The sequence below is a fragment of the Streptomyces sp. NPDC048496 genome (assembly GCF_043200055.1).
GTDB lineage: Bacteria > Actinomycetota > Actinomycetes > Streptomycetales > Streptomycetaceae > Streptomyces.
Genome location: NZ_JBICXB010000028.1, coordinates 50,729 through 63,354 on the forward strand (window position 1 = coordinate 50,729; position 12,626 = coordinate 63,354).

Below are 12,626 nucleotides of genomic sequence, written 5' to 3' on the forward strand. Positions count from 1 at the left end.
CAGATCGTTCACAGCTGGGCACGGTGAGCTCGGTCGCGGACCATCAGGGCGGCTCGCTTGTCGGCGAGTTCGACTTCCGCGGAGAACCGGAAGCCGGCGCTCAGGAAGGCGGAGACGGAGGGAGTGTTGCGCAAGTCGGGTTCCGCCACGACGCGTGCGCAGAGAGGACGGTTGTCGAGTACGAGGTCGGAGACGGCCCGGAGCAGGGTGGTGCCGACGCCGCGCCCGCGGTTGTTCACACCGCCGATGAGGAGGTGGATTCCGGTGTCATGCGGTCGGGCGGGATAGTGGCGCGCCAATGGGTCGAGGTCCGCACGGTAGATCTCCCAGTAGCTCATGGGAATGCCGGAGAGCACGCCCAGGCAGGGGACGCTGCGTCCGTCACCGTCGAGCTGCGGGCGTAGATGGGTGGCGGTGACGGCTTCGTCCCCTGCGAGTTCCCAGAAGGTGGCGACCGCGGGGTCGTTCATCCAACGACTGATCACGGCCAGGTCGCGGTCCAGTCGCACCGGGACGAGTTGGAACACGCCGGCGGTCGTGGTGACCGGTCGCCATTCGGCCGGGTTGTCGAGCAGGTCGGAGGTGGCGGACGGGGCGGTGGCCGGTGTTGATGCCGGTGTGTCTTCCCCGAACAGCGCGAGGAGCTCGTCGGAGAGCTTCAGGTCCAGGGTGTCCTCGATGCCCGAACCAGCCTGTGGGGCGCGGCCCGTTCCTGCATCGGCGTGCGCATCGTCGGGAGGCACGGTGACGCTCTCCTCTCAGCGGTTCAGTGGTTCAGGCGGTGGTCATGTTCCTTCAGGCGTACAGGGGGTTGGCGATGGTGACATAGACGGACTGAGTGTCGACGGGGCCGACGAGTTCGTCGAGACCGTGGAGCCGGGTCAGCATGTTGGCCTTGCACCGCAGGTGCGGGTTCTGCAGCAGTTGCGCGGGAAGCGGGGAGCCGAGGTCGATGACCCCGCCGAGGAACCGGCGGAGGCCGGCGATGAGCACTCGTTCGTCGGCGAGATGCTCGGCGCCGAAGGCCCCGATCAGACCGAAGATGTTGTTGATGCCCAAGTAGTAGGCGAAGCGCTCGTCGGTGACCGCATCGGAGACGAAGGTGTCGCTGAGGGTTCCGATGCCGGGGAGCCTCTGCTCAAGTACCTGGCGATGTGATTCGCGGAAATAATAGCCCTGGTTGTCCCGATATCGACCCCCGACGGGCCAGCCGGCAGCGTCGAGCAGCACCAGCGTGTTCTGCTGGTGGGCTTCGAGGGCAACGCCTGCTGTGGCATCGAGCCACAACACGGGGCGCACGACCCGGTCGAGGTAGCGCAGGAACCACTCGGCGGCGACCGCTCCCTTGGTTCTGCCGGTGGTGGCAGCGAGGCGGAAGACGATGGCGGCGAGGCGCGATTGCATGCCTGGCCGGCCGGACCAGGGGCGCGGGGAAGTCAGCCCGGCGACGCACACCGCATCGTCGTACGGGCCGAAGGGGTTGTGACGCAGCATGACGTCGAGGCCGGGGACGGGTTCGCCACCCGGTGTGTCGACGGCGAGCCAGGCCGGGTCGCGAACGATGTCGAAGCCGGGGTGGACGGCGTGCCACTGCGCAGCGAGTCCGCTGCGGAGCAGCCGGTGGACCTCCACGCCCCGGTGGAGTTCCTTGCGGAGATTCTCACGACGGGAGTTGGTGATGCGTACGCCGAGGGAGAGCTTGAGCATGACGTCGGCGCCGGACTGATGGACGGTACGGACGGAGGAGGTGGGGTGCCAGGGCTTGCCGTGCGGTCCCAGGTCATGGAGAAGACCGGCTTCGAGCAGGGCCGCAACGTCCGGACGGCTGCCCAGTTCCCGGGCCTGCCAGGGATGGAGCGGAAGCGGTGCCGCGTTGGCGGGGAGATGCAGTCCATCGGCGTGGGAGGCGACGAGGTCTTCGGCGGGGACGGGGCGGCCTCCGTCCGTCCAGGAGGACTCGGTGGCCAGCAGGGAGCGGTCCACAGCCATCCAGTGCAGCGGGAATGAGCCGCGCAACTCGGGTGAGTAGAGACGGGATTCGGTCTCGGAGATGCCTTCGCGGCTCTTGGGGCTGGGGTGCAGGGGGTGACCCAGCAAAAGCGACTGCTCGGCGGTGAGGAAGAGGTCCGCGTCGGCGGGAGGTGCGGGTGCGCGGCGTCGCTCGGCGATGAAACCGGCTGTACGGCGTACGGAGTCGGCGACCCGGGCCACCATGTCGGCACCTTCGTTGCGGTCTGCCTCTCGGCCCAGGAGGGCGGCGATGGTGACGGCATCGGCGGTCGGCGCCTCGTCGGGTGCGTGCTCCAGGTTGGGCGGGCCGAAGCGGTGCCATCCCGTGGCGGACCAATAGAGGACGGGGACGAGCAGGGCGGTGCCGCTGGTGGGAAGCGGGATACGGAGAGCGTTCCCGTCGGGTCGGGGCAGATCGTTCTCGCGGACCCAGCAGCGCAGCAGGTTCTCGACGCCTGATGCGTCTGCGGCCCGGAGCGGGTCCGGGTGGTCGAGAGGATCGGCCGTTCCTGCGCCGACAGGGGGTGCCTGCGGAGTGCACCGCTCGCCATGGAGGGCCGCCATCTGGCGCGGCACCGTCGTCTGCTCGACTGCCACTCGGCCGACGAGGACGGACTGGCCTCGTTGCGGGCCGACGGGAGCGCCGTCGGCCTCGGGCGCGGGCGCGGGGGTGGGGTTCACGGCGGTCTTCCTTGTGAGGGTGTCCGGGGTCAGTGGGTCGACCCGGTCGTGATTCGGCGATGCGGCGAGCGTTCAGCGACTGCCAGGGCGTCGGCGAGGCGGTCGACGACCGCCGTTGCCTGTTCGTCGGTGAGTGTGAGGGGAGGGAGCAGGCGTACGACGGTGGAATGGCGTCCGCCCAGTTCGACGATGAGGCCGCGTCGGAGGCATTCCTGCTGGACAGCGGCGGCGAGGACCGGATCGGGCGGCGCCTCGGTGGCGCCTCCGGTACCGCCGGTGAGCGGGGCGGACTCGGGGTCGACGAGTTCGACCCCGATCATCAGCCCCCGGCCGCGAACGTCTCCGATGCACGGGTGGTCGGTGGCCAGCGTGCGGAGGCGGGCCAGCATACGGGCGCCGAGCGACGCGGCGTGCTCGGCGAGCCGGTTCTCGCGCACGTAGGCGAGGGTGGCCGTGCCGGCGGCCATCGCGAGTTGGTTGCCGCGGAATGTGCCGGCGTGGGCGCCCGGTTGCCAGGTGTCCAGTTCGGAGCGGTAAATGATCACTGCAAGCGGGAGGGAACCACCGATGGCCTTCGAGAGCACCATCACATCAGGGGTGATCCCGCTGTGCTCGACTGCCCAGAAAGCGCCGGTCCGGCCGACGCCGGTCTGGACCTCGTCAGCGATCAGGGGAATGGAACGGGACGCGGTGATCTCACGCATCCGGCGCATCCAGCCGTCGGGGGCGGGGTTCACGCCGCCCTCCCCCTGCACCGGTTCGAGGATCATTCCGGCCGGCGCGGGTGCTCCGCCCTTGGGATCGTCGAGCAAGCTCTCGGTCCACCGGGCGGCGATGTCGGCACCGCGTTCGCCACCGATGCCGAACGGGCACCGGTACTGCAGTGGGAAGGGAAGTCGGGTCACGCGGACATCCTCGGCTCCACCCGAGGCCGCAAGGGCTCCCGCCGTCATCCCGTGGTAGGCGCCGGTGAAGGCCAGGAGTCCGCTGCGACCGGTCGCGGCACGGACCAGTTTGAAGGCCGCCTCGACGGCGTCCGTGCCGGCCGGTCCGCAGAACTGGATACGGGCGTTGTCGGCGAACTGCCGTGGCAGTGTGGCGAACAGTTCCGTGGTGAACGCGTCCTTGACCGGGGTCGCTAGGTCGAGGACGTGGAGGGGCGCACCCGAGTCGATGACCTTCTTGATCGCTTCCAGAACCACCGGATGGTTGTGCCCGAGCGCCAGCGTGCCGGCTCCGGAGAGACAGTCGAGATAGCGCCGTCCGTCCGCACCTTCGATGGTCAGCCCGCGCGCCCGCACCGGCACGATCGGCAGTGACCGCGCATAGGTGCGAGCGGCCGATTCGCGCAGCGACTGGCGGCGCAGGATTCCCTCGTGCACCGCGGATGGTGCCACCGGAGCTGGTTCGGTCACGGCCACGGCTTCTGGTCCTCCCGTTGTGACAGTTGCGTTGCACGTCAGTACGTTTCCGCAAGGACGGACTGCGGCGATGAACGCTGCCCGTAAGTCCCTCGTACGTACCAACGACGCCGGGCGCAGGGGATCACGGGTAATCGGAAGATCCTTGCGGAGACGGAACCGGGGACCTGCTGCGTACCGTCACCATCGGCAACGGCATAGTGGGGGCCGTGCCGACACTCCGGGCACTATCACCGGAGCGCGCGGCACGTTCGGAACAGTGCCCAAATGCACGACAGAAGTGTTGAGTTACGAAGTCCCAGGGGGATCACCGCATGCGACCGATTCGACCAGTTCTCACCGCAGGTCCGGGGAGGAGCGCACGTCGCACGCCCTCGTCCGTGCTCGCTGTGGCCGCGGTCACCGCCGTTCTCGCACTCACGGCCACCGCCTGCGGGCCGAGCGAGGACGGGGCGAATGCCGAGCCGAGCAACTCCGCCGGGCAGACCTCGGACGACAAGATCACTATTCCGGATGATCTGCGGGACAGGCTCAAGGAACACGGAGTCGACCTCGACAAGTGGAAGAACGGCGAGTGGAAGAACTGGGACAAGGACAAGTGGCTGCGTGAGGCCAAGGACTTCGTCAACCCGATCATCGAGGGCCTCTGGGATCCGGACCGTATGCGGGATGCCGACAAGGCGCCCGAGCAACCGGTCGACAACGACATCTCGGGTGACAAGGGTGTGACGGACCGGACGCCCGCGCCCGTCCGGGCCACGAATGTGCAGTCGCCGTACCACGGCAATGCCGCAGAGTCGGGAAAGCTCTTCTTCGACGGCCCCGAGGGTTCCATGGTCTGCTCCGCAACCGTGGTGACGGACCCGGCCAATCCCGGAAAGTCCAACATGGTGTGGACCGCCGGGCACTGTGTGCACGCGGGCAAGAAGGGCGGCTGGTACCGCAACATCGCCTTCGTGCCGTCGTACAACAACAGCGGCCTGTCGCTCGCCGAGTTGAAGAACGCGCCCAAGGAGAAGATCGCCCCGTACGGCGTGTGGTGGGGGCAGTGGGCGCAGACGTCCGACCAGTGGATCGCCGACGGTGGCCCCACCGGTGGCCAGGGAGCCCCGTACGACTTCGCAGTCCTGAAAGTGGCCCCGGAGAAGGGCTCGACCGGGAAGTCCCTTGAGGAGACGGTCGGTTCGGCGCTGCCTGTCGAGTTCAACGCCCCGGCCGTGCCGAAGATCGACAGCATGACGGCAACCGGCTTCCCGGCCGCTCCGCCGTACGACGGCCAGAAGATGCTGCAGTGCAAGGACAAGCCGGGCCGCCTCTCGCTCACTGAGGCAGACCCGACGATGTACCGCATCGGGTGCTCCATGACCGGCGGCTCCTCCGGCGGTGGCTGGGTCGCGGCGGGCCAGGACGGCAAGCCCGCACTGGTGTCGAACACGTCCATCGGCCCGGTGACGGCCGGCTGGCTGGCAGGGCCGCGCCTCGGCCAGGAGGCCAAGGGCATCTACGACGCGGTCAGCAAGAAGTCCGCGGGACAGTAACGCAGACGAACTAACACCGGCACCCTTCTCGGTGACGGGTGCTCAGGGGGCTCTCGGCGCGACAGCCGTCCGTCGGGCGCCCCCTCACGCGCAGGCGCCCCGGTGGTGAAAAGCATGCGCCGGACCGGCATAGGGTGGGCCTGCATTTTGGGGTGGCCATTGATGCTGACGCCCACATGACGCGTTCATGGCATTTTCTGAGTGTTTCAGGGGGAAATTTCCATGCGGTCCATACGACCACTGCTCGTCGCGACCGGCCTCGTCGCCGCTCTCTCGCTGACGGCCACAGCATGCGGTCCGAGCGAGGACAAGGCGGCCGACAAGCCCGCCGCCGAATCCGCCGGTGGCAACGACACCGGCGGCGGCATATCCGCCGATCTGGCCGAGAGGCTCAAGAAGCACGGCGTCGACCCGGAGAATTGGAAGAACGGCGAGTGGAAGAACTGGGACAAGGACAAGTGGCTGCGTGAGGCCAAGGACTTCGTCAACCCGGTGATCGACGGGCTGTGGAAGCCTGAGCGGATGAAGTCCGCCAAGGATCCGGCGAAGACGATGGCGGCCAGTGACTTCTCCGGCGACCAGGGCGTCACGGACCCGGAGCCCGCGCCGGTCAAGGCAGAGCCCGAGGACCTGCCGTACCACGAGCACGCCGCCCCGGTTGGCAAGGTCTTCTTCGACTCCCCCGAGGGGTCCATGGTCTGCTCGGGCACGGTCGTCAAGGACCCTAAGAACCCGGGCAGGTCCAACCTGGTGTGGACGGCCGGACACTGTGTCCACGCCGGCTCGAAGGGCGGCTGGTACCGCAACATCGTCTTCGTGCCCGCCTACAACGACAAGGGCAAGTCCGGCGCCGCGCTGGAGAACGCCCGGCCCGAGGAGATCGCCCCGTACGGCGCGTTCTGGGCCGACTGGGTCACGACCTCCGGTGAGTGGATCGCCAATGGCGGCCCCACCGGTGGCGAGGGCGCTCCGTACGACTACTCCGTGCTGCACGTGAAGCCGGAGAACGGCACCAAGTCGCTTGAAGAGACCGTGGGCAACGCCCTGCCGGTCAACTTCGACGCCCCCGAGATCTCGCAGATCAGCGCCATGGGCGCCTGGGGCTACCCCGCCGCCGCCCCGTACGACGGTCTGATCATGCACAAGTGCATCGACCGTCCCGGCCGGCTCTCCATCAGCCCCAGCACCCCGACGATGTACCGCATCGGCTGCACCATGACCGGCGGTTCCTCCGGTGGCGGCTGGTTCAGTGAGGGCTCCGACGGCAAGCTGGCGCTGGTCTCCAACACCTCCATCGGCCCGGCGACTTCGGGCTGGCTCGCAGGACCCCATCTGGGCCGGGGCGCGCAGGAGATCTTCACCATGATGAGCGACAAGTTCGTCGGCCAGTAGTCACGGTCCGGATCACGCCCGAAGGCCCGCTCCCTCACGAGGGGGCGGGCCTTCGGTCCGTACTGTGTCGTGCTGTCAGTGCGCCACAGGCACGAACGGCGCAAGTTCCGCGGCCAGTTCCTCGTGCACCCGCGCCTTGAGGAGAGTGCCCTCCGAGGTGTGTTCCTCGGAGATCACTTCGCCGTCGGCGTGTGCCCGGGAGATGAGTCCGCCGTGCGTGTACGGAACGAGTGCCTCGATCTCGACCGACGGCCGGGGCAGTTCGGCATCGATGAGCGCGAGCAGCTCGTCGATTCCGGCCCCGGTCCGCGCCGAGACGGCAATGGCGTACTTCTCGTTCCGCAGCAGACGCTGGAGGACCAGCGGGTCGGTCGCATCCGCCTTGTTGATCACCACGACCTCGGGCACGTCCAGCGCACCCACTTCGCGGATCACTTCGCGCACCGCTGCAAGCTGCTCCTCGGGAACCGGATGCGAGCCGTCCACCACGTGCAGGATCAGGTCGGACTCGCCGACCTCCTCCATGGTGGAGCGGAACGCCTCGACGAGGTGGTGCGGCAGATGCCGAACGAACCCGACGGTGTCGGCCAGGGTGTAGATCCGGCCGCTCGGCGTCTCGGCCCGGCGCACGGTCGGGTCGAGCGTGGCGAAAAGTGCGTTCTCCACCAGGACGCCCGCCCCGGTCAGCCGGTTGAGCAGCGACGACTTGCCTGCGTTGGTGTAACCGGCGATGGCGACCGAGGGCACCTTGTTGCGCTTGCGCTCCTGCCGCTTGATCTCGCGGCCGGTCTTCATCTCCGCGATCTCCCGGCGCATCTTCGCCATCTTCTCGCGGATCCGGCGCCGGTCCGTTTCGATCTTGGTCTCACCGGGGCCACGGGTGGCCATACCGCCGCCGCCGCTGGAACCGCCGCCGCCCATCTGACGGGAGAGCGACTGTCCCCAACCGCGCAGTCGCGGCAGCATGTACTGCATCTGTGCCAGCGAGACCTGCGCCTTGCCCTCTCGGGACTTGGCGTGCTGGGCGAAGATGTCGAGGATCAGGGCGGTCCTGTCGACCACCTTGACCTTGACGACGTCTTCCAGATGGATCAGCTGGCCGGGGCTGAGCTCACCGTCGCAGACGACGGTGTCGGCTCCTGATTCGAGGACGATGTCACGCAGCTCCAGCGCCTTGCCCGAGCCGATGTAGGTGGCCGGGTCGGGCTTGTCGCGCCGCTGGAAGACGGCGTCCAGCACCTGAGCACCCGCCGTCTCGGCGAGCGCCGCCAGCTCCGCGAGGGAGTTCTCGGCGTCCTGCACGGTCCCCGAGGTCCAGACGCCGACCAGCACCACACGCTCCAGGCGCAGTTGTCGGTACTCGACCTCGGTGACGTCCTCAAGCTCTGTGGAGAGGCCCGCCACACGCCGCAGTGCCGCGCGCTCGGAGCGGTCGAACTGCTCGCCGTCCCGCTCTCCGTCGATCTCGTGGCTCCAGGCGACGTCCTCTTCCATCAGGGCGTTGGCCCGAAGGCTTTCGGTGAGGCTCTCGGTGACGTTCTCCGTGGCACTCTGCGCATTCTGCGCGTCCTGGGGAAGGGAAGAAGAGGAGGTCATTGGATCCTTACGTCGATGGAAGTCCGTTACGTCAGTCACAACGCGTGACCTGTCCGGAAGATTCCCGCTCGGGAGAATCTCCGATCCGGCTGCCGCGGTGACCCGTCGATAGTGGCACGGCCCGGACGGCCCCGTCACCCGGGTTTACCGGTGTCCGGCCGGCTGCGTGCTGTGCCAGTCCGGGTGCCCGGGCATCGGCGGGGTCTTCTCGCTGTACAGCCAGCCGTCGAAGAATGCGGTCAGGTCGCGTCCCGCAATCCCCGACGCCAGCCGGACGAAGTCCGCCGTGGTCGCGGTGGAGTCCCGGTGCGTCCTCACCCAGCGGCGTTCCAGCCGGTCGAAGGCGCTCTTGCCGATCTCCTGTCGCAGCGCATAGAGGACCAGCGCGCTGCCGTCGTACACGACGGGCCGGAAGAGGCTGATCTTCCGTCCCGGCGAGGGCGCGGCGGGACGGGCGGGCGGGCCTCCGACTGCGCGCCAGCTGTCGGACTGGGTGTAGGCGTCACGCATCCGGTTCTCCAGCGACTTCTTGGCGTGCTCCTCCGTGTAGCGGGCCTCGTACCAGCTGGCATGTCCTTCGCTGAGCCAGAGATCGGACCAGGTCTGCGGAGAGACGCTGTCGCCGAACCAGTGGTGGGCCAGCTCATGAACCATGAGCGAGTCGACGTACCACTGGGGGTAAGCATTGTTGGTGAACAGGGTCCGTTCGAAGAGTGTGAGCGTCTGCGTCTCCAGCTCGAAACCGGTCTCCGTGTCGGCGACCAGCAGTCCGTACGTCTCGAAGGGATACCGGCCGACCTGGCGCTCCATCCATTCCAGCTGTCCGGGCGTCTTCTTGAGCCAGGGCTCCAGGCGGGCGGCGTCCGCGGCCGGCACCACATCACGAACCGGCAGTCCGTGCGGTCCGGTCCGCTTCCGGACGGTCGAGTGCCCGATGGAGACCTGGGCCAGTTCGGTGGCCATGGGGTGCTCGGTCCGGTACGTCCAGGTGGTCGAGGCGCCGTGCCGGACCGTGCCGGCGGGCAGGCCGTTGGCCACCACCGTCAGGTCCTTGGGGGCGGTCACCCGGAAGGTGAAGTAGGCCTTGTCGGAGGGGTGGTCGTTGCTGGGGAAGACCCGGTGCGCGGCGTCGGCCTGGTTGGCCGTGGCCAGACCGTCGGAGGTGCGTAGCCAGCCGCCGCTGTCCTGGTCGCCGCTGGGGTCGCTGGTGTGCCGGACGGTGATCCGGAGCGGCACTCCGGCGGGCAGCGTGCCGAGGGGTTCGACGACAAGGTCCTCGCCCGTGACGGCGAAGTCGGCACGCAGGCCGTTGACCACGACGGAACGGACGGTGCCGCGGGTGAAGTCGAGGTTGATCCGGTCCAGTCGCTCGGTGGTCCGCGCGTCGATCGTGGTGACGGCGTCCAGGGGTTTGCTGTTGCTGCCGTGGTAGGTGAATCCGATGTCGTACGAGAGGACGTCGTACCCCGGGTTGCCGAGGGTGGGGAAGAGTGAATCTCCGATGCCGAGCGGCACGGGTGAGGGCAGGGTGGCGGCAACGAGGGTGGCCGATGCAGTGGCCAGCAGGGTGGCCCGCAGGCGGCGGGGGATGAACGGCATGGACTACGGCTATCAGCGACCCGCACGGGTACGGGCGCGGCACGCGCCGCGCCACTCGAACGAGGTCGCCGGGACAGCTGGGCGCCGCGAAGGACTGGTTCAGACGGCGGCGGCCGGGTGCTGGGCGCGGTTCACGTCGTACACCCCCGGTACGTCCCGCATCGCGCGCATCAGTCCGGGCAGTCCGGCGGCGGCCGGGAGCTGCAGCGTGTAGGTGTGCCGAACACGTTGTTCGCTGGGCGGTTCCACGGTGGCGGAGATGATCGCCGCGTCCGCCGACGCGATGGCCTCGGTGAGATCAGCGAGCAGCCCTGGCCGGCCGAAGGACTCGGCGACCAGGGTGACCCGGCATTCCGCCGCGTCGCCCCAGCCCACCGTGACGGGCGTCCGGCCCCCTGCCTGCATCCGGGCCACCCCGGGACACTCTCGCCGGTGCACGGTGACGACGCCGCCGCGCACGGTGAATCCGGTGACGTCGTCGGGCGGTACGGGGGTGCAGCAGCCTGCGAGCCGTACGGTGGCGTCCGGCATGCCCACGACGACGGTCGCGGCGCGGCGTGCGGCCCGGTTGGCTCCGGCGTCCGACAGGTACGCCGGCTGCCGCTCGGGCCCGCGGCCCGCGGGCTGGCTGCCGTACGTCCCCTGGGCACCCTCCGGGTGGGCGTGGAGCCACCCGGTGATGGCGATGCGCGCGGCAGGCGTACGGGCGTGATCGAGCCAGTCCGGTGAGGGGCCGGAGGCGGTGTCCTCTGCGAGCAGCAGCTGCACGGTGTCCCCGTCGTTGAGCACGGTGGAGAGCGTGGCGAGCCGGCCGTTGACCCGGGCCCCGATACAGCTGTGGGCCTCGTCGCCGTACTGCGCGTAGGCGGCGTCCACGCAACTGGCGCCCGCGGGGAGTCCGAGCGTGCCGCCATCGGTGCGGAAGACCGTGATCTCCCGGTCCTCGGCGAGGTCGGCGCGGAGGGTGGTCCAGAAGGTGTCCGGGTCGGGGGCGGACTGCTGCCAGGCGAGGAGCCGGGAGAGCCAGCCGGGCCGGGTCGGGTCGGCGCGCTCGCCGTCCGCGGGTTCGGCCTGCGGCAGCGTGGAGGTGCCGTCCGCGGTGTAGGGGTTGCCGAGGGCGATCACTCCCGCCTCGGCGACCTTGTGCATCCGATGGGTACGGATGAGGATTTCCGCGACCGCGCCCTCCGCGCCCACGACGGCGGTGTGCAGCGACTGGTACAGGTTGAACTTGGGAGCCGCGATGAAATCCTTGAACTCGGAGATCACGGGGGTGAAGCAGGTGTGGAGCTCGCCGAGGACGGCATAGCAGTCGGCGTCCTCGCCGACGAGCACGAGCAGCCTCCCGAAGTCGGTGCCGCGCAGCTCTCCGCGTTTGATCCTGACGCGGTTCACGGAGACGAAATGGCGGGGCCTGATGAGGACTTCTGCGGGGATGTCGGCGTCCCGCAGCACGGTTCTGACGTTCTCGGCGATGCCGGAGAGGGGGTCGCCGGTGGCGCCCGGGGAGCCGGATTCCGGTGCCGAGGCCGCGGCGATCAGTGCCCGGGTGTGCGCGTACTCCTCGGGATGGAGGATCGCGAAGACAAGATCCTCCAGCTCGGTCTTGAGTGCCTGCACCCCGAGCCGTTCGGCGAGCGGGATCAGCACGTCACGGGTGACCCTGGCGATCCTCGCCTGTTTCTCCGGGCGCATCACGCCGAGGGTGCGCATGTTGTGCAGCCGGTCGGCGAGCTTGATCGACATGACCCGGACGTCGTCCCCGGTGGCGACCAGCATCTTGCGGAACGTCTCGGGTTCGGCCGCCGCCCCGTAGTCGACCTTCTCCAGTTTGGTGACGCCGTCGACGAGGTAGCAGACCTCGTCGCCGAATTGTTCCCGCACCTGATCGAGGGTCACCTCGGTGTCCTCGACCGTGTCGTGGAGCAGCGAAGCGGTCAGTGTCGTGGTCTCGGCCCCGAGCTCGGCGAGGATCAGCGTGACCGCGAGCGGGTGCGTGATGTAGGGCTCGCCGCTCTTGCGCATCTGCCCCCGGTGGGAGGACTCTGCCAGGACGTAGGCCTTGTGGAGGATGCTGAGGTCGGCGTCCGGGTAGTGGGCCCGGTGGGCCTCGGCGACGTGACCGATCGCGTCGGGCAGCCGGTCACGGGAGACCGGTCCGAGCACGGCGACGCGGCCGAGCCTGCGGAGATCGATCCGGGGACGGCCTCGTCTGCGGATGGGAGCACCTGGGTTGGTGGCCTCTGCGCTCATGGGGGCACCTCCGGCGAACGTCGACCGGCGGTGGGGAGGTGCGGACGCGCCTCCGGGCCGGTGCTTGATGCTACCGACCCCACCACGTGGCGGAGTCCCGCTCTCGCTCAGCGTGAAACGGATCACCCATTCGAGC

Annotated in this window: 8 protein-coding genes; 2 read left to right on the forward strand and 6 right to left on the reverse strand. The window is 68.9% G+C overall.

Going from position 1 to position 12,626, the window contains the following annotated elements; translation table 11 throughout:
* Positions 1-8: 8 nt before the first annotated feature.
* Genes ACGFSA_RS23350 through ACGFSA_RS23360 form a run of 3 tightly spaced genes read right to left on the reverse strand, consistent with a single transcriptional unit; the run spans position 9 to position 4,112 of the window.
* Positions 9-743, reverse strand: coding sequence for a GNAT family N-acetyltransferase (locus tag ACGFSA_RS23350; protein ID WP_393307139.1), 735 nt, complete (start codon positions 741-743; stop codon positions 9-11).
* Between the two features lie 52 nt (positions 744-795).
* The gene (locus tag ACGFSA_RS23355) at positions 796-2,691 is read right to left on the reverse strand and encodes an IucA/IucC family protein (protein WP_393307141.1); all 1,896 of its coding nucleotides are present in this window, start codon (positions 2,689-2,691) and stop codon (positions 796-798) included.
* 29 nt (positions 2,692-2,720) lie between these two features.
* Positions 2,721-4,112: a diaminobutyrate--2-oxoglutarate transaminase family protein gene (locus tag ACGFSA_RS23360; RefSeq protein ID WP_393307143.1), complete on the reverse strand. Its 1,392-nt coding sequence runs from the start codon at positions 4,110-4,112 to the stop codon at positions 2,721-2,723.
* Positions 4,113-4,426: 314 nt separating this feature from the next.
* Here ACGFSA_RS23360 and ACGFSA_RS23365 point away from each other — a divergent pair, with 314 nt between their 5' ends.
* Both ACGFSA_RS23365 and ACGFSA_RS23370 read left to right on the forward strand, forming a co-directional pair.
* Complete coding sequence (locus tag ACGFSA_RS23365; RefSeq protein WP_393307145.1) at positions 4,427-5,650, forward strand: trypsin-like serine peptidase; 1,224 nt, start codon at positions 4,427-4,429, stop codon at positions 5,648-5,650.
* A gap of 222 nt (positions 5,651-5,872) precedes the next feature.
* A complete protein-coding gene (locus tag ACGFSA_RS23370) occupies positions 5,873-7,042 on the forward strand; it encodes a trypsin-like serine peptidase (protein ID WP_393307147.1) in 1,170 nt (389 codons plus the stop codon).
* 75 nt (positions 7,043-7,117) lie between these two features.
* Here ACGFSA_RS23370 and hflX read toward each other — a convergent pair whose 3' ends face one another.
* The 3 genes from hflX to ACGFSA_RS23385 all read right to left on the reverse strand — a co-directional run bounded on the left by hflX (position 7,118) and on the right by ACGFSA_RS23385 (position 12,490).
* Entirely contained in the window at positions 7,118-8,638 is a 1,521-nt protein-coding gene (gene hflX / locus ACGFSA_RS23375) for a GTPase HflX (protein ID WP_366688968.1), read from the reverse strand.
* A 144-nt stretch (positions 8,639-8,782) separates the two neighbouring features.
* Entirely contained in the window at positions 8,783-10,237 is a 1,455-nt protein-coding gene (locus tag ACGFSA_RS23380) for a M1 family metallopeptidase (protein WP_393307150.1), read from the reverse strand.
* Positions 10,238-10,336: 99 nt separating this feature from the next.
* Complete coding sequence (locus ACGFSA_RS23385) at positions 10,337-12,490, reverse strand: RelA/SpoT family protein (protein ID WP_393307152.1); 2,154 nt, start codon at positions 12,488-12,490, stop codon at positions 10,337-10,339.
* Positions 12,491-12,626 lie beyond the last annotated feature (136 nt).

What these genes read in the sequence shown, in the direction of transcription:
- ACGFSA_RS23365 (WP_393307145.1), top strand. Translation starts at nt 4,427, where the DNA reads ATGCGACCGATTCGACCAGTTCTCACCGCAGGTCCGGGGAGGAGCGCA.
- hflX (WP_366688968.1), bottom strand. Translation starts at nt 8,638, where the DNA reads ATGACCTCCTCTTCTTCCCTTCCCCAGGACGCGCAGAATGCGCAGAGT.
- ACGFSA_RS23370 (WP_393307147.1), top strand. Translation starts at nt 5,873, where the DNA reads ATGCGGTCCATACGACCACTGCTCGTCGCGACCGGCCTCGTCGCCGCT.
- ACGFSA_RS23385 (WP_393307152.1), bottom strand. Translation starts at nt 12,490, where the DNA reads ATGAGCGCAGAGGCCACCAACCCAGGTGCTCCCATCCGCAGACGAGGC.
- ACGFSA_RS23380 (WP_393307150.1), bottom strand. Translation starts at nt 10,237, where the DNA reads ATGCCGTTCATCCCCCGCCGCCTGCGGGCCACCCTGCTGGCCACTGCA.